The organism is Pseudoalteromonas nanhaiensis (assembly GCF_051235485.1).
Taxonomy (GTDB): Bacteria; Pseudomonadota; Gammaproteobacteria; order Enterobacterales; family Alteromonadaceae; genus Pseudoalteromonas; species Pseudoalteromonas lipolytica_C.
In genome coordinates this window covers 85,987-108,347 of the sequence record NZ_JBPNYQ010000009.1, presented here as the reverse complement: position 1 = coordinate 108,347, position 22,361 = coordinate 85,987, and the positions used below count along the sequence as shown (strand labels likewise).

Genomic DNA, 22,361 nt, shown 5'->3' with positions numbered 1-22,361 from the left:
TAAAACCCACAAATAAACCCTGTACCTAAATTGAAAATATTCATATAAAGGATGAAAATAAAGAAGATAAAAACACTTTATCTAATCAAAGAAAGGATATTTTATGAAGAATTTAGTTTGTAAGTTAGCTGTATTGCCACTAGCGGTTGCCTCAGCGTTTGCTGTAGCAAACACAAATCTTGTTGAAAATGGATCATTTGAAGCAGAAGTTGTTAGTGGTCAATGGCAATTATTCAATGAAATTACAGGTTGGACACGCAGCGCTAATGCCCCTTTTGAAGTACAAACAAATAGTTTGGGTATTCTTAAAGCAAAAGATGGCCAACAATACCTAGAACTTGGCTCTACGCAACAATATAGCGTGTCTCAAGTTGTATCAACAGAAGCTGGTAAAATGTATGAATTTAGCTTCTATTACTCAGCACGTGCTTCTGGCGATGACACAGCTAGTAAAGTTGAAGTATTTTGGAATGGTGAATCTTTAGGCGTTGTTAATGCTAAATTTAAAGGCTGGACAAAATACAGCTTTACTGTAGAAGCGAGTGAAGCCAGTTCAGAAATCACCCTCAAAGGTATTGGAACAGGTGGTAGTACCGGTGGCTTTATAGACAATGTATCTGTCGCTGAAGTTGCAGAATATTGCTCAGTTAAATCTGGTTTATACGCGATTAATAAATTTGGTTCTGATACTGAAGGCTACATTTATCACTTAGATCCAGAAACATCTGCAGTTTCACCAATTGCTGGTGTTACTAACACTGCTGCAAATATCGCTGGTAAAGACGGAAAGCTCTACTTTATGGAGCAGTTAGATAGCGAAACTAGAGATTCAAAAATCTATAGTCTTGATTTAGAAACAAATACACAAAGCGAACTAGCAGATACTAACTCGTACACTATTACCCGTTCGACAGTTTCTCCTGATGGACTTAACTTGCGTGCAACAAGCAAAACTTACATGTACGACTTCAACCTTGAAACTGGGGCGAAAGAAGTATTAGGTAAATTTAGCTTCGAAGGTGAAGAGTTCACTGGCGGTGATATCGCTTATTCATATGATAATAACGTACTTTACCTATTAACTGATAAAGCACTTTACACTGTAGATGAAAGCACGTTAGAACTAACTTTAGTTGGTGAGCATGGTGTAAATTGGGCATCAGGCCTAGCAGTTGCCGATGATGGTACTATTTACGTTACTGGCAGAAAGAGTGGTCAAAGCGCGAAACTTTATACGCTAGATCAAAATACTGCTGAAGCAACTTTTGTATTACGCGGTCCTGCACATCTGAATGACCTAACTTACATTAGTGAATCAGTTTGCTCAGTTGAATAAATACATTTGATATTTTAATGCCAGTTTAATACTGGCATTATTTCAACATCCCATCATTTTTATATAAAAACCTCTCCTCAACATTGATTTAAAATTACGCGTAAAAAATCTAAAAAATAAAACACAAAATAAATAAGACCTTCAGAAAAAACACCTCGAAAAAAGCAATAACTTTTTAACTAGAAAAAATAAAAACACAAATACAAAAAACCTACCCAAAAAATAAATCAAAAAATAAACTTTAAAATAAGAAATTTCCTAGATAAAAACAACACAATAAAAGTCAACAGGTTAACAGGTTAACAGGTTAACAGGTTAACAGGTTAACAGTTAAATTAGACAACACTTAATATAAACAGACTAATATACATTTGAAAAAGAGCCGAATAATATTAGAATTTTAATATTAATACATAACGGAGAATGTCATGAAAAAATTTGTAACCAAACTAGCAGTTTTACCTTTAGCTATCGCATCTGGCATTGCAATGTCTAGTACAAATTTGGTAGAAAATGGTTCTTTCGAAAATACTGATCCTGTAACCGATCATAACGGCGAATGGCAGTTATTTGATCAAATTCCAGGCTGGACTAGAAGCAGTAATGCTAAATTTGAAATACAAACAAACAAACAAACGAGCTTACTAGCACAGGATGGTGAGCAACGCCTAGAGCTTGATTCAACAGAAAATTACAGCATCTCACAAAATGTATTGACACAAGCAGGTAAAAAGTATGAGTTAACCTTTTACTATTCTGCTCGTTCAGAAGGAAATGAAACAACAAATAAAGCAGAAGTTTTTTGGAATGGTACCTCTATAGCTTTAGTAAACAGTACTACTCGAGGTTGGACAAAATATAACTTCACTGTTGAAGCAACTGGCGGTACATCTGAAATAATGTTCTCTGGTGCGGGAACCTCTGATTCTTATGGTGCATATATTGATAACATCTCTTTAACTGAAGTTCCTGAGCCTTGCCCTGTCACTACAGGCTTATATGGTATTAATAATTTTGGTTCAGAAACCGAAGGCTACATCTACCACTTCAACCCAGAGTCAAATGCTGTAACCATTGTTTCAGGCGTGTCTAATACTGCATCAAATATTGCAAGTTATGGCGGTATGCTTTACTTCGTAGAACAGTTAGATAGCACAACGAAAGCTTCAAAGATTCATAGCTATGATCTATTAAGTGGTGTACAAGGAGAAGTTGCTGATACCACTTCATACCCTATTTACCGTTCTGTAGTGAAAGCAGGTGGCGAGACTTTACGGGCTACAAGTAAAACCTACATGTATGATTTTAACCTACTGACCGGTGAGAAGGACATCGTTGGAAAGTTAACATACTCGGGTGATACATTCACTGATGGTGACATTGCCTACTCAAGTGACAATAATGTGCTTTACGTACTAACTGGTAAAGCTTTATACACCCTTGATGAAGGCAGCTTTGAGTTAACATTAGTCGGTGAGCATGGTATTCACTGGGCATCTGGTATTGCGATTGCGGATGACGGTACCATCTATGTATCTGGCCGTGAAAGCAAAGAAAACGCAAAAATTTATACTCTAGATCAAAATACTGCTGCAGCGACATTCGTAATGGATGGTCCTGCACATGTTAATGATTTAACTTATGTTAGTGAAGCAATTTGCTCATTCGAGTAAATTGATATAAAGCCATAAAATGCCAGCTTGTGCTGGCATTTTTTTATCTCGCGAAACTAAAAAGAAAAAACAAGCTTTTAAATAGCATTAAAGAAAACCCTAATAACGACCACCAAAACAATAAAAACAAACTAAAATTTAAAATAAACACAATAGTAAAGTACAAAACAAAGCCAAAAATAATATGAAAATTCCTAGAAGCACCTTAATTTATAATTTTCAATAACATACAAAATTACAAACCTAACCAAAACAAGAAAACACAAACAACAATTGAAAACCACTTTAATTAAAATAAAATTAACTCATATAAATAAAACCAAATATAAATGGGTTAATCATGATTAAAAAAATATCAAAACTAGCAATATTACCTTTAGCTATCGCATCAACTTTTGCTGTTTCAAATACTAATTTAGTTGAGAATGGTTCATTTGAAGCTGATGAAATAAGTGAAAGATCTGGTACTTGGCAGCTTTATAATGAACTTTCAAATTGGAGCAGCAGTGAAAGTGTATATTTTGAAGTTCAAACCAACCTTTTAAAGGAAATGACAGCACAAGATGGTGATCAGTATTTAGAACTTAACTCAACAAAAAATTATCGTATCTCGCAAAAAATAACAACAACTCCTGGTAAAACATATGAATTTAGCCTCTATTATTCTGCACGTGTTAACGGTGCACAAGGTACAAATAATATAGAGGTATATTGGAATGGTAGATTATTAGAAGCTTTAAATAGTAGTCAAAAAGGTTGGACAAAATACACCTATACTATCGAAGCTAAAGGAACAAAATCTGAAATCGCAATTGCCGGTGCCGGTGCAGCAAACGGCTATGGTGGATTAGTAGATAATATATCTGTTATAGAAGTTACAAACCCAACAACAAACTTAGTTCAAAATGGCTCTTTCGAAGTAGACAGAGTAGCCTCTGCTGATGGCCGTTATCAATTTTTTGAAAACTTAACTGACTGGAGCGCCAATGAAAATCTTTGGCTTGAATTACAATCGTCTTCTTTAAATAAGATTGATGCTCAAGATGGTGAGCAGTACTTAGAGTTAAATTCAAATGGTGCTTATAGCGCTTTTCAAGAGATACCTACAGAAGCAGGTAAACAATATGAATTTAGCTTTTACTACTCTGGTCGAGTAGATAATGCTGAAGATGTTAATAATGTTGAGGTGTTTTGGAATGGTGAATTACTAGAAGCATTAAACACGACTCAGCGTGGTTGGACTAAGTATAGTTACACTGTTGAAGGCACGGATGTAAGTTCTCTTATCGAATTAGCAGGTACAGGTAGTCATGCAGGTATTGGTGGTTTTATTGATAACGTTGTTGTGACAGAAGTTGCTGAACCTTGTGCTGTTACTACCGGTTTATACGGCATCAACAACTTTGGCTCAGAAACAGAGGGCTACGTTTATCACTTTAATCCAGAGTCAAGCGCTGTGTCGATTATTGCTGGCCTTAACAATACGGCATCAAATATCGCTAGCAAAGATGGTATGCTTTACTTCATGGAGCAGCTTGATAGCAGCAGTAAAGAATCAAAAATCTACAGCCTAGATTTAGCCACTGACACACAAGCTGAAGTTGCAGATGTAACATCATTCCCGATTTATCGCTCGACGGTAACCCCGGATGGCCTATCTTTACGTGCTACAAGCAAAACATACATGTACGATTTTGACCTAGCAACAGGTGCGAAAACAGTATTAGGGAAGCTTTCGTATGAGGGGGATACTTTCTCTGATGGCGACATTGCATACTCAAGTGACTTCAACGTGCTATACGTTTTAACAGGTAAAGCACTTTATACTTTAGATATGGGTAGTTTTGAATTAACCCAAGTCGGTGAGCACGGTGTTAATTGGGCATCAGGCCTTGCAATTGCTGATGATGGTACAATTTATATTTCAGGTAGAGAAAACGGTGAGAATGCGAAAATCTATACCTTAGATCAAAACACAGCAGAAGCGACATTCGTGATGGAAGGCCCGTCACATGTAAGCGATTTAACATTTGTTAGTGAAGCAGTTTGCATGAAGTAAACTGAGTTTAAAGCCATAAAATGCCAGCTAAGCTGGCATTTTTTTATTGATCACTAAATTGGTATCATTTATTTGTTAGTTTCTTTTGCTCTAACATTTCTTTCCAATGCATCACTTCTGTTGGCAAAATAGGTGTTACACCTTTAAAGCCAGCGACTTCAAGCATTTCCTCAACGCTCACAACGCCATTCTTACGTTTAAATACACCACGCACATAAGCAATCGCATGTAGACCACGCTCAGAGTGAAACTTTTGCTCAATATAAAAGTATTTATGATCCCAGCCAACTAAACGCGTACTCACTGTGTATTTTTGAAGAGGTTTGATATCACGAATATAGGTAATTGCAGTCGCATTAACGATTGGGAACCAACGGCGTTTCATAATATGTTTTAGTAAGCCTACTCGCTCAGTCATCCAGGTACGAGCAAGATCCATCATCGCTAAATAACGAGAATTAGTCAGATGCAAATTAATATCGCAATCGGTTGGTAACGCTTTGAATTCAATATCAATCGTGTCTAATAATTGTTGATAATCACGATTACGTTTAATTTTAAAAAACAGCAGTATTAGTCGAAAATAGAGGTTCACAGTAAAGGTCTAACCAGTTGATAATTCACAAAGTGTATCACAGCATATTGCTAAGGCGAATAATCTGCTCTAATCTGTGCATATATTAGTATAAAAAAAGAATAACCTAATGAAATTATTTAGTTTGGTAACTCTATTTAGTGCAAGCTTTTTCACCAGCTCAGCATTTGCTGACTTTAACTTTCCTGGTGAGGGCTCTTTACGCTATCCAACGGGTGTCGAAAAGGCATTTAAGTTTGGTTTTGCGTGGCAACAAGAAGCTGAGAAGTTCACCATTGGCGATAAAAGTTATGACATGTCACTACCAGAATCTTACTCTGTAGCCATCACGCTTAGTAAAGATGAAGAGCAAGTGTGGGTTCAAGAATTCAATAATGGCTTCATTGAAGGCTTTAGTTGGAATATTGCCGATCACACCTTAAAACTTGAAAAGAGAAAGTTCAGTGATTCTGTTAAAGGTGATTACGTAATTAGCCTTGATAACCGAGATTACTTTTTTGCCCGCAATAATATTAGTATCGTGATCAAATTCGATCACGATGGTATAAAAAATATCGCCATTGATGGTGTCACCAAAGATATGGGTACCAAACAATAGTATTCAATAGAAAAGTAAAAGGCTTAGTTTTCACCTAAGCCTTTTTTGCTTAAATAAATATTATTGCAAGCTGTTACCATTAAACCTTCACAGTCTTTCGGTTAATCCCATAATCTCTAAGTTTGTTTGCCACTGCGGTATGACTCAACCCCAAACGTTTAGCGAGCTGACGAGAACTTGGGTATGCAGGGTATAACTTACGCAATAGCGTTGCTTCAAAACGTTTTACCGCTTGGTCTAAGGTTCCTTCAAAGTCAGACTCAAGATAACCTAAATCATGGGTAAAAGTTGGTAACTGCAGGTGCTCAATACGTAATTCATTATCATCTAACAAGGACACAGCACGGTAAATCGCATTTTCTAATTGGCGGACGTTTCCAGGCCAAGGATAATCCTGTAAAAAACGTAAGCAATCTTCCGATAATACAGGTACTGAATGACCATTCTGCTGGGCATATTTTTGAATAAAATGCTCTGCTAACGGGCCAATATCAGCTTTTCTATCGCGTAGTGGTGCAATTTCTAGAGTTAGTACATTGATACGATAATATAGATCTTCTCTAAATGTGCCCTCTTGAACCATAGCAGGTAAATCTTTTTGTGTTGCAGCAACGATACGCACATTTACTTTTACTTCGTTTTCATCGCCAACTTTACGGAAGGTACCGTCTTGTAAAAAACGTAGTAGCTTAGTTTGCAGCTGAGTCGACATTTCGCCAACTTCATCTAAAAATACCGTACCACCATCAGCTTGCTCTAAAACGCCGCGTTTTGGTGCTGCGTTTTCTTCGTAGCCCGCATAACCAAATAATTCAGACTCTGCGACATCATCCGGCAGTGAAGCACACGATAATGCAATAAATGGTTTTACAGAACGATTTGACGCGTAATGACAGGCACGAGCTAAGAGCTCTTTACCAGTACCGGTTTCACCTGTTATGAGGATCGGAGCCTCTAACTGCGCCATTTTACGCGCCTCGCGAACAACACGGCGCATTGCTGTACTAAAATTATGTATGGTAGCAAAGCTTTCTTGGCCGTAACGACGAAACGCACTCACTTGCTGACCTAGGCGACTTTGCGACTTAATATTAATCACCGCGCCAGCTAATACATCCCCTTCAGCACCTTGTGGTACAGAAATAGGCAAAATATCTGCAATAAAGTCTTCACCTGCCACTTCTACCCGTGTGGTTTGACCAAGAACCTCTTTCCCTTCAAGCCAACGAGTAAAATTAAACCCTTTTAGCAAGTTATTGATGTTGGCACCTATAACCTCACTTTCAGATAATTGCAGGTCGCGACAAGCAGCATCATTACACAAGCGCACCCACCCTTTTGCATCAATAGAAATAACACCATCAGGTAATGCACGCAGTAATGTATTTAATTCATTATGCTCTCGCTCAGAAGGTAAAAATGCAGTGGTACGGACATCTTTTACACCATCAATCAGGCGGATTGATGGCATAATTTTTTGGAATTGTTCAAACTCAATAGGTGGGAAACTGACGTACATACGACAATTTACCGAATCTACTTCGATGCCTTTTAAATCGACCTGGTAACTCACCAAGATATTGAGAATCTCTTGTGCGATACCTATTCGGTCAGCACAGTGGATATCTAAACGCATTACATCCTCAAAAAACGGGAACCTATAGTATGAGAATAATACGCTAAGTCCCATCAACTGGGTAGTCTATTGTAAAGAATTTTGGACAAATTTAAGTAAACTGTCTATTTACCGGGATATTTCGTCCACTCTCCACCATCAAGCTGAATATAAGGTTCATTTTTAAAATACATCATTACTGTGTCTTGATTTTCTGCTACTTTCGCAGAGGTAGGCAGATTATCTAATACACGCTTAACAGGCACTTTAGCGGCGAATATATCAAGTTCAAAGGCATTATTAATAAGCTCAGATAACGAAAAATAGCTCATCGTTTCATTTACTTCGGTTAACTGAGAATGCTGTATTTTAGGGCCAATAAACTTCACAGCTGCTGGCACAGAAACAATAGAAGGACTCGGAATTTCTCGTAAGCCTGCAAACTGAAGCTTATCACCTTCTAAAGCAGCGCCATGCTCTGGCACTACCACAAGCAATACATTTCGCCCTGAACTTTCTAATTGACTAATAAAAGTATCAATGTCATCGAATAAACGTTGCTGTCTAAGCGGATAACTTGCCAAACTATTCATCCTCTCACGGCCAGCAACTTGATTGCCATCATGGAGACTAATGGTATTGTAGTAAAGTGCTTGAGGCTGCTGACTATTCTGATGCTTTTTCGACCAATTAGATAAAATATCAGCATCAGAGTATATAGGCTCACCATCAAAACCATATTGAGCAGGCTTTAGATTACTAAAATCAAGTTTAGGTACCGAAACACCACCATACTGTCTGATCAAGCCAATAAAATCATCAAAATGTCCATCATGATTCATAGCCACATTTGTGTTAAATCCTAACTCTGCCAAATTATTAAATAGTAAGCACTCTTGTCTGGCAGGTTTAAATAAGTCAGCTTGGCTTGTTTGTCCACAACTTGCTCGCAGCAAGCGAATAGCTGCCGGACCACTATACGAGGTCGCAGAATTAAATTGACTAAATAAAATGTCAAAATTAGCAAAAAGTGAACTAGGCTTTACACCAATTGCATTGAGGTCTGCCGTTGCCAATGAACATATGTTAAGCACAACAACATCAAATGGTTCACCATTAAAGGCTTTCGGAAACTGACTAATAAGCTGCGATTGCTGTTGATAAAAGTCACCTAGCTGTTGATCTGGTGTTCTCTGCTGAGCACTCTGCGTCACAGTGACAGGCGTTTGAGCTTTTTCATTAGTAGCCATTAAAACCAGTGAAGAGCTATCATTTAAAGGTGTTGAGCCAAGCCAGTATACATAGATAAAACCAACAACTGACAAACTGGTATATCGTAACCATTTAACAGTTAGAAAATAAAAAACAATTGCAATAAATAAAGCGAAGACAAAATCTAAATTGATCAGGCGAAAGGCTATTTCAAAAAAATAGCTAATACTGAAATCTTGTAAATTATCTGCTTGCTTTGTTAAACGCGAAATAGGCGGCAGCCAAGAATCCTGATACATCAAGACAATGCCAATGACCACACTGATAGCCTGTTTAAGCCGTGTTAACCAAACCTTATCAAATGAAATAACCAGAAAACAAAAGAACGCTAAATTTGCAAATAGATCAAAGGAAATAGCTCCTTGGCTAAACAATACAAACTTAATTAAAAAATATAAATTCCAAATACCTAGACCTGACAACCTCACTTGTTATCCTTCTTTTGCTTTTTAGGGGTATAGGGGGTCAATATCACATGCCTAAATGTCAATGTGCGATATAAAAGTAAGGCTCTTTTAAACAGTAACTTACCTGCTTTACTAACAAAGAGCCCTAACACCAATGCAACAGCAAAGGTGATGAAAAATTGATTTAAGCTCATAATACTTCGCTTTTTAAGGTCACTTTAACCTGTTCTGAAATTGGCCGGCTAAGCTCTCTAAATTCAGGCTTCTCTTTATCCAAGTTTGCGATACCTGCCGGCTTTGCAGCTAATATATTTCGCACATTATTTTGCAATTCTTTTGTGTAATCAGGTACATCGCTGTCAGCATAGCGTTGATGAATACGTCGACATGCCTGTTGAATATAAAAATGATCTGCAATGATATTTTTTGATGAAAAGAAATCACTTATTTGCAACTTAAACAAATGTTTAATCGCATTCTCTACATCGTGTTCACGACAAGCATGAAGGTACAAATAGATATACCCATCTGCATAACTAAGAATGTCCCCCTCTCGTTTTACGTGAAATAAATGCAGCGGGTGAATAGCATCTATTCTTGGTAACAATTGAAGTTTTACAAACACCCCACTGACACCTAAATTAGCTGCTGAATCACTGTGCTTTAATACTTGCTCAGAAAATTTCGTGATTGGCAAATAACCTTTTGATAACACATTTTCGCTTTCTTTAAGCACATCATCCAATGAGTGAGGAAGCGCTCTAGAAAATTGAAACCCTTGAATTGATTGAATTTGAGATAACAAACGTGATGGCTCTGAAAAACTATATAAAATAAGATTTACACCGAGCGTTAAAAATAGGCACTCATCTTGGTGACGAATGACACCATCTACATTTTGTATTACCAACTTTAATTTTCGACCACACTTTTTACGAAGTGAAAAACAATCTTTAGCTAACGCTAATAAGTCTGTATGGCGTGAAACAGCAAAAACTATGGTTGCCGCCTTCTTAGTTAGACTGATTGAAAACAAAGTATCATTATCATCTATCGTTTTAAATGAAGCCGGGAGCTTGGTACCTTGAGGAACTGCATTCCTAGTCAGCCATACCTCGTCTTCGTCTAAATCTTGTTGTAATAATACATCGCTCTCTACAGTACGATTAACGTCTGAATCTATTAGTGCTAATTGACCATTAAATAATTGCAGGTTAATTGTACGCCCAGCAATTACACCTTCTCTATGCGCCCAAAAATCATACTCAAGCGAGCGAATTGACGCTTCTTTTGTCATATGAACTAAACCATCAAAAAAGCGATTCATAGCGTGTAATCGCTGTCTCGCTTCACCAAGCTGCGCACCTGATATTAAAAAGACTAAAGTCACATCCTTAGTTTTAGTGAGTGCTTGGTAGAGGGTAAGCTTCTCAATTAATTGCTCATCGCTTAGGGATGCGATAACAGCAGAGTCTAAATGCACAAAGACACTGCTATTTTGTAGCTGTTTGTAGTGCTTTAATTCTCGGATGATGCCTCGTGAAAAAGAGGCGCTTTTTGATACGTTATTACTATGCTGTAAATGAAACGGATAGAGTAACCCTTGCTCAAATAAATTAAACAAAACATCCGAGCCTTGGTTATCAAAAAACAAATCAATTTGTTCAGACAAGACAAATACAGGTTCTTTATTGTTAGACAACATATGCCCAACTAACTCCAAAAGCTGGCTATTTAAAGGTGAAAGAAACGCATAGCTTGCCCCTCGCCTTAACTCAGAATACGCAGCCTTTAACCCTGTTATGTCTAAATATGACACAAATATTTCCTTTAAAAAAATACTTTAGTACTAGTTTTAAGCGATATTCTATATATAATGCAGGCTATGTCCATCGCTTGTTGATATTTTTTAAACAAATATTTTTCTATGAGTTTTAAATGAATAACTTTGCAGTAACTAAATCGAATACATTAACTCAATACGACATAGACAACTTATTGCAAAAGTTTGGTGGCAGGCAGCAAGAGTATGTCGAAATTACAGATGTCGAAAAAAATCGTAAAACAATAGAGAAGTATCCTCTTATTAGCGATATTTCAAACGCAATAGCAGATGCCCAATACACAAGAATAATAAAGTAGTTAAAGAGTCATCATGAAAAGAGTTTTCTTAAAAGGAATTAAAGGAGGCACAGGCACAACCTCAGTGGTTGCAAACCTTGCCTGCGCGTTAAGAAAATCAAATGAGTCTGTATTTGTCATAGACTTAGACCAAAAAGGAGATCTAGGGCTTCATTTCGGACTAGCTTGGGAACACCGCTTAGGATGGACTGATTACGCTGATTTTGCTTCTGCTTGCGAGCAGTTTCACCAAGATAATGATGGCGTCATTTTTTTACCCTATGGTAATCAAACCAATATGGGGCTTGATTTTTCAAGTATTATCAAACACTCATTGCAACTTGATTGTGATGAAAATACATGGATGTTATTCGATTGTCCTGCGCATATCGATGTGCTTCGCTATCCACTAAATAGCAATGATATAGTACTTGAAATCGTTAACTGTGATGCCATTTGTCATAGTTTGGCATATAAGCGATTACAGTCTCTAAAAACGGCTACTTCAACTTGGCAGCACTATTTTTTAATCAACAAATACCATTCAGCCTCAGAAATTGAGTCCGACCTATTACAATTATGGCAATCGGAATTGCCGCTGCTAGCACCGCTATTTATTAATAAAGACGAAGTGATTAAAGAAGCCACCGCTTTTCGCAATGTTGCTATCAATTGTGCTCCGTACAGTGTTGCCAATGACGATTTTGAAACACTCGCAGGCTGGCTTGTAAGCCGTGCAAGTTATGACAAATAACCACAATAAAACACTCAGTTGGCCTGAGCGAGTCAGCAGAATAATATTAAGCTTCTTTTTGACTAAGAAGCTCGTTCGCTTTGTTTTTTATAAATTTCATGGTTACTATAACCAACACAAAATGAGCCTGATTGGCGCATTCACATTGCCGTTTCTTTTATTACTAACGTCTGTATTTATAAAGTTAGACAAGCAACGAAAATACCAAATAAAACAAAAGCTAACATATTATTTTCCGCATATAAATCAGCCTGTATTCACTGCCAGCAATTGTGTCCGTATTTTATTACAGGCGTTTTACCTTGCCTTATTTAGAGTAACAAACAAAACATCAAACGATAAAAGCAACATACTATCTTGGCAAAAGGTTAGTGCTTTTTTTCGCTATTTAAATTTAATCGATCGGCTGTTAGTAAGAATTTGCAAACGCACATGGTCATTTAGTGTAAAGCGTGTAAAAGCAGCACCTTATCGACAACCTTTTGATTCAAAGTTGTGGCATCACCGCTATCTAAAAGTGTTATTTGCAGTGCTGCTCTTTTTCGCTGTTGCAGTGTTTGTCACTGTGCCTTTTAGTATTGAAGCACAAGCAATATTTATTAGTTTAATTTTAGTCGTCGCATATTCTTTGAGACGAGTAAAGGGTCAAATGGCAACGATTGTCTTAGTCACTTTAGCAATCACAACATCAACACGTTACCTATGGTGGCGCTATTCAGATACACTAAACTTTGGCGATCCACTTGCCCTTGTATTAGGGATCGGCTTATTGCTGGCAGAAACCTACGCTTGGTTAGTGCTAATTTTAGGTTTTTTTCAAACCATCAACCCATTACAGCGTAAACCGATCGCATTGAGTAAAGATACGTCTAGTTGGCCGACTGTCGATATTTATATACCAACGTATAACGAGCCACTTGATGTCGTTAAACCAACAACAATTGCCGCTCAAAGTATTGATTGGCCAGCAGATAAGCTTAACATTTATATTTTAGATGATGGTAAGCGCCCTGAGTTTGCCGAATTCGCAAAGCAAATTGGTGTTGGCTATTTAACTCGTCCTGATAACAAACATGCCAAAGCTGGCAATATGAATCATGCGATGAAAGTAACCAATGGCGACTACATTGCTATTTTTGACTGCGACCACATCCCTGCTCGCTCATTTTTACAGATGACAATGGGCCAGTTCATCAATGATAGTAAAGTGTGCTTAGTGCAAACACCTCATCACTTTTTCTCAGCCGATCCGTTTGAGCGAAATCTAAAAAATCATCGAAAAATCCCTAATGAAAACATGCTGTTCTATGGGTTAATTCAAGATGGCAATGATATGTGGGATGCGACCTTCTTTTGTGGTTCGTGTGCTGTTTTAAGGCGCAGTGCCCTAGAAGAAATTGGGGGTTTTGCCGTAGAAACCGTCACAGAAGACGCCCATACAGCTCTTAGAATGCAGCGCGCTGGCTACAAGACCACGTACATTAATATTCCGCAAGCTGCTGGCCTTGCCACCGATAGTTTATCTGCACACGTAGGTCAGCGTATTCGCTGGGCACGCGGAATGGCGCAAATCTTCCGTTTAGATAACCCATTATTAGGCAAAGGCTTGAGTATTGCGCAACGCGTATGTTACCTCAATGCCATGCTGCACTTTTTATCGGGCATACCGCGTATTGTTTTTCTTACTGCACCACTGGCATTAATTTACTTTAATGCGCAAATTATCTATGCCCCCTTTATCGCAATCTTTCTATATATTGTTCCCACATTATTGCAAGTCAAAATGACCAATTCTCGTATCCAAGGAAAGTACCGATACTCTTTCTGGGGTGAGGTTTATGAATCAGTACTTGCTTGGTACATTTTAAAACCCACAACAGTTGCCCTTATCAATCCAAATAAAGGTAAGTTCAATGTCACCGAAAAAGGCGGCTTGAACAAGTCAGAACATTACGATTGGATAATATCAAAACCGTATATATTACTGTTACTTATCAATGTAATTGGTATGGCTTATGGCCTATCGAGATTACTCTTTGGTGATAGTTCTCATATCGGGGTTTTACTCATTAGCATGCTATGGGCAAGTTACAATATTATCATTTTAGGTGCCGCAGTCGCTGTTGCTGCTGAAGCAAAGCAAGTGCGCAGCTCACACAGAGTCAAAGCCAACTTCCCCGCTGCCATCCGCTTAGCAAATGGACGCACTATTAAAGTTCGCGTAACCGACTACTCAAATAATGGGGTTGGTATTGACACAGGCCACAATCATTTGTGCCAAGTAAACGATAAAATCGAGCTATTAATGAGTCGTGGTTTAAAACAATTTTCGTTTGACACCTATGTCTGCAATACCCGTGATTCATTGATGGGGTTAACCCTTAAAGAGCTCGATTTAGAGAAGCAAAAAGCATTTATTCAATGTACTTTTTCACGTGCAGATGCGTGGCTTGATTGGCAAGACAACTTTAAACATGACAAACCGTCATACAGTTTTTCACATGTTTTCTATACCAGCCTAAGAGGCTTTAAAAACTTAATATTTCATGCTCCAAATCAATTAAGACCGTTGATTCTATTTGTATCAAACATATTAAATTTTGTAGCGTCGTTATTACCTAAAAAACCAATAAAAGCATTAAAATCATCATGATAAAAACAATATCAACATTATTGCTGACTGTTTACGCACTAAGTTTTTCGCAGTGGGTCGTCAGTGCAGAGCCTCTTGCAAATAAAGCTATTTTTGAAGATGGCTATCCAGAGCAGGCACCTGTAGAAACGCTGACTATGAGCTTTGAAAGCCTAGGGTTAAGTACATTCAAGTTAGATGGTATCAATAATAGTACCCGTGTTGATTTTACAAACCGATTAGACAAGTTAGGTAAGCAGTTAACGCTAGACTTTTCGTATACACATTCACCGTCTTTGATTGGCAAGGTGTCTCACTTAAAAGTGTTCTTAAATGAAAACCTAATGACGGTATTACCCATCGGTGATAAAAATAATCTTATTGGTAACAAATATGAGCATAAAGTTGCTCTTAATCCCAAGTTAATCAAGGACTTTAACCAAATTCGCTTTGAACTTGTCGGTTTCTATGACCTCGTTTGCCAAGATGATCACAGTGCCACCATTTGGGCGGAGCTAAGTAAAAGTAGCCGGATCACAGTTGATAATCAGTCACTAGCACTTGACAGTTTATTTGAATATTTCCCAGCACCATTTTTTGATAACCGTGATTCAACGAAGGTCAATTTACCTTTTATATTTGCATCACAACCTGATGAACAAACACTTGAGGCTGCTGCCACATTATCAAGCTTCTTTGGTGCGCAAGCCAAATGGCGCAAAGCGCAGTTCCCAGTAAAAATCAATCACGCGCCTACTCAGCACAGCGTTGTTTTTGCCACCAATAACAATAAGCCTGATTTTTTGTTGAATTACCCTGATGTTGAAAAACCTACTGTAGAAATTATCAGCAGCCCGACTCAACGCTACGCCAAAGTACTTCTAGTATTAGGTAAAGACACTGCACAATTAAAAGAAGCCGTTGTTGGTCTAGTCTTTGGCTACAAAGTAATGACGGGTCGCAGCGCAACAATAGATGGCATAAACACGCTTCCTCTTAGAAAAGCCTACGATGCGCCTTTTTGGGTGCGCTCAGATCGCGCAGTCACATTTGCTGAGCTTATTGATTACCCAACCCAATTACAATCAGAGGGCTTACGTGGTCAGCCAGTGCGTCTTGATTTACGCTTTGCACCAGACTTATTTACTTGGCGTGAAAATGGTATCCCGATTACCTTAAATTACCGTAACACTCCCGTTGAGCAAAACATGCTGTCACGTTTAAATATGCTGATAAACGGTCAGTTTATTGATGGCTTTATTTTAAGTAATAAAAGCAGTGACACCCTATCAAGCCAGACCATATTACCTCTACTGGCAAACGAAAAGTTGAACCAATCTCGACAAGATTTTGAGCTTAATGGTCTCGACTTATCAACAAATAATCAGCTTACTTACAATTTTAACTTTGCTGTTTCTAAGTCTGGTGAATGTAGTGCAATACCAGCTGGCGGTGAGTTTGGTGCAATTGACGGCAGTTCAAGTATTGATGTAAGCCGCTTTCACCACTATATTGCAATGCCAAACTTGCGCGCTTTTGCCAATGCAGGCTTTCCGTTTACTAAATTTGCTGACTTACATCAAAGTACATTATTGATGGAGGCAAATAGCTCTGTTAAAGCGATCAGTTTACTGCTCAATTTTACCGGTCACTTAGGAGCGATAACAGGCTATCCTACGCATCAGTTAGATATCCAGTTCCCAAGCGAACCGTTAAACCTCACTGATAAAGATATTATCATTATTGGTAAGCCCGACTCATTCACACAATCGCTAACAAAAGACAGTGATCTCAGTGTGTTAATCAATAATAGCCAACGTATTGTTGATCAAGCGATCTACAATGGTGCATACGACACACAAGATAGCGACAAAGTTAAAGTAAGCATAAAGAGTGTTGGTCGATTAGCGGTAATATCAGGCTTTCAATCACCGTTCGATTCTGAGCGCTCAGTGGTGTCGTTAATCGCCACTAACGATAATGCTTACACGCTGTTATCTGACACGCTCTTAAGTGACGAAAAAACAGCCCAAATTATGGGTAGCTCAGCGATCATAAATAGTCAGGGTATAAAAACGATTAAAACGGATGAACAGTATTATGTCGGCCAAGTGCCAATCCATACTTTAATATGGTTCCATCTCTCAGATCGCCCCTTTGTTTTAGCAATTTTATCGCTTATTACATTATTACTTATTTCATTTATTTTTTGGCGATTGTTGGCACTACTAACGAAAAAACGTTTATCTGAAGGAGATAACGCATAATGAAAATCTTTGCTTCTTTACTATTCGTTTTGACATTGTCTATCAATGTGTCAGCCGAGCAAAACTGTGCGGCTTGGCCTCAATGGAATACATTTAAACACCACTTTATCTCGCCTGAAGGTCGCGTGATCGATTTAGGCTCTCAATACGATATAACGACTTCAGAAGGACAGTCTTACGCACTTTTTTTCGCATTGCTTGCTAATGACAAAGCAAGCTTTGATAAGTTACTCGAGTGGACCGAAGTGCAGCTTTCTGAGGGTGACTTAAGTACACGCTTACCTGCATGGCAATGGGGGATTAAAAACAATCAACCACAAATTTTAGACTCTAACCCCGCTTCTGATTCAGACTTATGGATTGCTTACACCCTGTCACAAGCTGCTATTTTATGGAATGAAAGACGATACGCAGTACTTAGCTCAGTGATGGCTGAACGCATTATTCGCGAAGAAACAGCCTATATTCCCAACCTTGGCCTCACATTATTGCCAGGGCCAAACGGCTTTGAGAAAGAAACACATTGGAAACTAAACCCTAGTTATGCGCCATTATTTATTTTGGCCCAATTTAGCCAGTTATACCCTCATTCACCGTGGCAGCAATTACATGATAACTCCGCAGACATGCTAATTAGCACTGCTCCCAAAGGTTTCAGTCCTGATTGGGTTAATTACAATACCGATAAGGGTTTTTATCACGATGAACATGCGCCGCCAACAGGGAGCTATAATGCTATTCGTGTTTACCTTTGGGCTAGTATGATGGCCAAAGATGCAAAATACAAAACAGCACTTATGCAGCAGTTCAAACCCATGGCCAATAGCGTAACTGCATCTGGTAAAGTGCCATTACAAACTAATGCTATTAACGGTAAAACTCGTGGCACAGGCCCAACAGGATTTAGCGCTGCGATGCTACCTCTTCTAGAAACTGAGAATCAATCACAAGCTGTCGGTGCTATTCAACAAACACTAATGATGGATACACGCTTTACAACTAATCGATACTACGACAGTGTACTTTATCTATTTAGCAATGGTTTTATGACAAAACGTTTTAGTCTTGATAAAAACGGTGCCTTAACAACCAACTGGAGCAATAAATGCCAATAAAGTGGCTACTTGCTGTGTTTTTAGCAAGCTCCAGTGCATTCGCAGCAACAAATAAAGACCTTAATACTCAGTCTATTGATTGGCTAATTAGCCAAATACATTTAGGTGAAGTCGAGCGCGATACGCAATTAATGTCTGACAGCTTAGAAAAGCTGTTAAGTATTGCGCCGCAAAACACCCAAGTAAAATGTGCTGAAATACGTGTTTTGTATGCCCTTAAAGAAACGACAAAAGCACGTTCACGACTGAGTGAACTGTCTGAAAAATCACACCCATGTGTAGCCAACATTGCACTGCTTATTCGGGTCGATAACGAAGACAAGGCGGTTATCCAACAAGCCCGTTTACGTGCTCGTGCAGGTCAGTATATTGAGGCTGTGAAAATTTATAACCGCTTATTTAAATCAACCTACCCAAGTATTGAATTTGAGCTTGAGCATATTAACTGGCTTGCGCAAGACGATGAACAATATGAGTATGCTTTAAATGGCTATCGCTCCTTAATGTCTCGATATCCGCACAGCGGTCGTATCGAGCTTGCCTATGCGCGCCATCTATTAAGTAAAAACCCAACAAATAAACAAGGCTTGGATCTATTAAGTCATTATGCCCATAGTAATTTTTACAGCGTTGAAGCAGAAAGTGCATGGCTATCAACACTAAAGGCGATGCCTCTTGATAAAAACACGCTTCACGCTTACGAGCAGTATTTAGATGCTTTCCCACTCAGCAGTAAGGGAAAACTTCAATTTAATGATTTTAAAAAGGATTACCAAGCGGAGCTAAAAAAACAAGCCGATCCAGCTTTCAAAACATGGCAAAAAGGCAGTGTCGAACTAGAAAAGCGAAATTTTACAAAGGCCGAAGCGCTATTTAAACGCGCCTTACAGGGCCGCCCAGATGATCCTGAAATATACAACAGCCTAGGTTTACTAAACCTAAGGCAAGGCAGAAATGCCAATGCCTACCAGTACTTTAAAAAAGCTCAAAAATACAGCATAGATGCAAATCGCATAACGGTATTAAAAGGTCTCGCCAATACCGCACGTTTTTGGCAATACATAGATGAAGCTAAATCGGCCATCAGTAGCAATGAATTAAAACAGGCTGATCTTAAGCTTGATTTAGCAGATACGTTAAATGAAGACCCTAATACCGTGTTGTTTTACCGCGCAGAACTTGCCAAACAAGCTGGGCAATACCAAAACGCGATGAACCTTTATAAGCAAGTGCTAAAAGATGATCCCCTACAACAGCCTACTTTGCTTGCCATGCTTGAATTAACTGCCTCTGATGGTAATTATGCACGTAGCCATCAATTTTATAATGGTTTAACTCGTCAGCAACAGGCATTGGTTGCTGAGGATTATACCCTCTTACAAACCCAACAATTACGAGCCCGTGCAGACGAACTTACAGCGCAAGGCAAGCTTGATGAAGCGGTTGATGTATTACTGGTAGCAATCAAACAAAGCCCTCGCCAAAGCTGGCTTTACTACGACCTTGCAAACTTATATCAACAACAAGGTTTGGTTGATCATGCCAAAGCACTTTATAAAAAAACCTTGTGGCAATTTCCGTTAGATGCCGAGCTACGCTACAGCCATGCTTTATTTTTACGTTCGTTAAATGATTACCAAGGCGCACTGGCAACCTTAGATTACATTCCAAATAACGCACGTACTGAACAAATTAATGTACTAACAGAGCAGCTGAATATTAATACCAAGCTTGAAAAACTCTCTGCCAACAATACAGCGACTAATAAAGCCACGGTGATTTATAAGCTCACCGAGTTAGAAGCTCAACCATTAACGCCTTTAATGCAAGCTGAGCTTGCCAGCCAGTGGCAGCAAATCAATGAGCAACAGTATGCGATTAGGCAACTGAAGAAAGCCCTTACTCGTGACCCAAGCTTGAGCCCTTATTGGCATATGACTTATGCAAATTGGCTAATTGAAAGTAACGATAAAATTGCCGCTGAGAGCTGGTTTGCAGACTATCAACTGCCGAGGAACGCAACCGATGCTGATCAATCACAATGGTTAGCACTGCAAGTTAGTTATATTAATCGTTTTATTGTTAATAATCATAGAGTTGCTAAGCTGTCTGAACTTGCAACACAATACCCTGATAACTCAGAACTGGCAGAGGCGCTGATCAATGCTCATATCGAGCAAGGCAATAACAAAGAGGCTATTACTCGCTTTGAGCAGCACACCGCAAATGGGCAAACTGTGTCAACGGATACTGCTTTAGCTATTGCGACACTTGCTCGTCAGCAGCAAAGAGATGATTTAGCTGATCGCATCATTGCTGGGCAAATTAATCAGGTTTCAACTGAGCAAAGTTATCGTCAACAGCAGTTAATGACCGCACTTGAACAATTTGCAGATACACAAAGTGCCATTAATCTCGCTGAGCAATTGCTGGCTAAATCAAACAATAACCAAGAGCTCTATTATCAAGCGGCAGCAGTTGCACAAGCTAAACAACAAACTACGCTTGCACAAAGCTGGTACCGTGCAGCCGTTGATAAAAAAACTGCAACAAGCAATTTAACTGATGAGCAGAACTATGAGCTGTATGCCCTTGATGAAAATGAAGCTTGGTATGTCAATAATGCCAAACGTCAATTGCAAAGCATCGAGCGCGATGAGCAGGCGTATATCACTGCAGCAATCAACCTAAGCAGCCAAACCAGTACGCAAAATGAGTCAACTCTTGGCGCTGGTGCAACACCTATTGAAGCTGGTTTTCCACTTTGGGGTGGCACAGGAATTGTTAAACTAGACCCGATGACAATATCGAGCCAAGAAACCCGCTTTGATGAAACCTTTGCAGGCAGTCGCTATGGACAAGGGGCTCTGTGTATTTTTGACTGTCCATTTTTAACAATTAAACCAGAGCAACAAGGCACGGATATTGGCCTTGCCTGGCAAAATGAACAATGGCGCTTTGATATTGGCACTACCCCACTGGGATTTTTAGTCGAAGACATTGTGTGGGGCGTTAATTACAAAGGTGATTTAGGCGATTTTGGTTATGGCGTCACGTTTAATAAACGCCCAGTCACCAGCTCTGTATTATCGTATGCGGGCTTAGAAGATGTCTTTACCAACCAAGTATGGGGTGGCGTTAGAGCAACACAATTACAACTTAGCCTATCCCATGACCTAGGCCTAGACTGGGGTTTTTGGGCAAGTACCAACTATCAAATCTTGCAAGGTAAAAACGTTAAAGATAACCAAAGCTACAGCCTAATGGGTGGTAGTTATTATCGCTATATTCGTGAAAGAAACACTGAATTAAGCCTAGGACTTAACTTATTGCACTGGTCATATAAGTATAATTTAAGTGAAGAAACCTGGGGGCACGGAGGCTATTACAGCCCACAAAACTACTTGGGTGCATCTTTACCTGTTATTTTTGATAAACGGGTTGGTCATAATTTTATTTATAGGCTTCGTGCTGGGGTATCTTGGTCAACCACCACCACTGACGACATCGCGTTTTTCCCGAACGACCCTATTTTACAAGGCCAAGCTGAGGCACAAACTCCTGTAACGGGTGTTGTGCCTTACTTTGAGGGCGATACCAGCAGTGGTTTATCGTATAACTTAGAGGCAAGCTTTGAATACAGGTTCACGCCCCACTGGTTCTTTGGCGGTTATTTTAACCTAGATAGAGCCGATTTTTATGAGCCGAACTACGGTCAGTTGTATTTCCGTTATTACTTTAATCCAGTCTACAGTGAGCTGGCTTTCCCGGGTAAACCTGTAGTGCCTTATGCAAACTACTAACTATCGCACTACATAGGGGAAGTGTCGCAAGATCTTCCCCTCACCATAAGGTCTATGTATACTGTAGCGCACTTGTAGCTAGGATAAGGGTGTGTCCCTTTCCTTCAAGTACAA

General features: G+C 39.0%; 14 protein-coding genes. 10 read left to right on the top strand and 4 right to left on the bottom strand.

The annotated features are described in order from the left end of the window. The first annotated feature begins 103 nt into the window (after window positions 1-103). The 3 genes from ACSFVZ_RS10245 to ACSFVZ_RS10235 all read left to right on the top strand — a co-directional run bounded on the left by ACSFVZ_RS10245 (window position 104) and on the right by ACSFVZ_RS10235 (window position 5,068). Window positions 104-1,336, top strand: a complete 1,233-nt coding sequence (locus tag ACSFVZ_RS10245; protein ID WP_135925642.1) for a DUF642 domain-containing protein — start codon at window positions 104-106, stop codon at window positions 1,334-1,336. 428 nt (window positions 1,337-1,764) lie between these two features. After that, a complete protein-coding gene (locus ACSFVZ_RS10240) occupies window positions 1,765-3,009 on the top strand; it encodes a DUF642 domain-containing protein (RefSeq protein ID WP_435558782.1) in 1,245 nt (414 codons plus the stop codon). Window positions 3,010-3,349: 340 nt separating this feature from the next. Beyond that, window positions 3,350-5,068, top strand: coding sequence for a DUF642 domain-containing protein (locus ACSFVZ_RS10235; protein WP_435558781.1), 1,719 nt, complete (start codon window positions 3,350-3,352; stop codon window positions 5,066-5,068). A 64-nt stretch (window positions 5,069-5,132) separates the two neighbouring features. Here the strand turns inward: ACSFVZ_RS10235 and ACSFVZ_RS10230 are convergent, their stop codons facing one another. Then, the gene (locus tag ACSFVZ_RS10230; protein WP_435558780.1) at window positions 5,133-5,663 is read right to left on the bottom strand and encodes a thioesterase family protein; all 531 of its coding nucleotides are present in this window, start codon (window positions 5,661-5,663) and stop codon (window positions 5,133-5,135) included. Window positions 5,664-5,772: 109 nt separating this feature from the next. Between ACSFVZ_RS10230 and ACSFVZ_RS10225 the strand changes: the two genes are divergently transcribed. Further along, window positions 5,773-6,261 (top strand): hypothetical protein, encoded by a 489-nt coding sequence (locus tag ACSFVZ_RS10225; protein WP_135925652.1) that lies wholly within the window; start codon window positions 5,773-5,775, stop codon window positions 6,259-6,261. 79 nt (window positions 6,262-6,340) lie between these two features. Here ACSFVZ_RS10225 and tyrR read toward each other — a convergent pair whose 3' ends face one another. The 3 genes from tyrR to bcsE form a co-directional block, all read right to left on the bottom strand. Further along, the gene (tyrR, locus tag ACSFVZ_RS10220; protein WP_135925654.1) at window positions 6,341-7,897 is read right to left on the bottom strand and encodes a transcriptional regulator TyrR; all 1,557 of its coding nucleotides are present in this window, start codon (window positions 7,895-7,897) and stop codon (window positions 6,341-6,343) included. 104 nt (window positions 7,898-8,001) lie between these two features. Continuing rightward, complete coding sequence (gene bcsG, locus ACSFVZ_RS10215) at window positions 8,002-9,576, bottom strand: cellulose biosynthesis protein BcsG (RefSeq protein WP_435558779.1); 1,575 nt, start codon at window positions 9,574-9,576, stop codon at window positions 8,002-8,004. A 169-nt stretch (window positions 9,577-9,745) separates the two neighbouring features. Continuing rightward, window positions 9,746-11,374: a cellulose biosynthesis protein BcsE gene (bcsE, locus tag ACSFVZ_RS10210; protein ID WP_435558778.1), complete on the bottom strand. Its 1,629-nt coding sequence runs from the start codon at window positions 11,372-11,374 to the stop codon at window positions 9,746-9,748. A gap of 119 nt (window positions 11,375-11,493) precedes the next feature. Between bcsE and bcsR the strand changes: the two genes are divergently transcribed. From bcsR to ACSFVZ_RS10180, 6 genes are read left to right on the top strand one after another with little or no spacing between them, the layout of a single operon-like run. Further along, the gene (gene bcsR / locus ACSFVZ_RS10205) at window positions 11,494-11,697 is read left to right on the top strand and encodes a BcsR/BcsP family cellulose biosynthesis protein (protein WP_135925662.1); all 204 of its coding nucleotides are present in this window, start codon (window positions 11,494-11,496) and stop codon (window positions 11,695-11,697) included. A gap of 13 nt (window positions 11,698-11,710) precedes the next feature. After that, window positions 11,711-12,430 carry a cellulose biosynthesis protein BcsQ gene (gene bcsQ, locus ACSFVZ_RS10200; RefSeq protein WP_135925664.1) on the top strand — a complete coding sequence of 240 codons (720 nt, stop codon included), beginning with the start codon at window positions 11,711-11,713 and terminating at the stop codon, window positions 12,428-12,430. Then, a complete protein-coding gene (bcsA, locus tag ACSFVZ_RS10195; protein ID WP_435558777.1) occupies window positions 12,420-15,083 on the top strand; it encodes a UDP-forming cellulose synthase catalytic subunit in 2,664 nt (887 codons plus the stop codon). Before bcsQ ends, bcsA begins: the two co-directional genes overlap by 11 nt. Next, window positions 15,080-17,329, top strand: coding sequence for a cellulose biosynthesis cyclic di-GMP-binding regulatory protein BcsB (gene bcsB / locus ACSFVZ_RS10190; RefSeq protein WP_435558776.1), 2,250 nt, complete (start codon window positions 15,080-15,082; stop codon window positions 17,327-17,329). The genes bcsA and bcsB overlap by 4 nt, the downstream gene beginning before the upstream one ends. Next, window positions 17,329-18,444 carry a cellulose synthase complex periplasmic endoglucanase BcsZ gene (gene bcsZ, locus ACSFVZ_RS10185; RefSeq protein ID WP_435558774.1) on the top strand — a complete coding sequence of 372 codons (1,116 nt, stop codon included), beginning with the start codon at window positions 17,329-17,331 and terminating at the stop codon, window positions 18,442-18,444. Before bcsB ends, bcsZ begins: the two co-directional genes overlap by 1 nt. Continuing rightward, complete coding sequence (locus tag ACSFVZ_RS10180) at window positions 18,435-22,247, top strand: cellulose synthase subunit BcsC-related outer membrane protein (protein WP_435558773.1); 3,813 nt, start codon at window positions 18,435-18,437, stop codon at window positions 22,245-22,247. Before bcsZ ends, ACSFVZ_RS10180 begins: the two co-directional genes overlap by 10 nt. The last annotated feature ends 114 nt before the right edge of the window (window positions 22,248-22,361 follow it).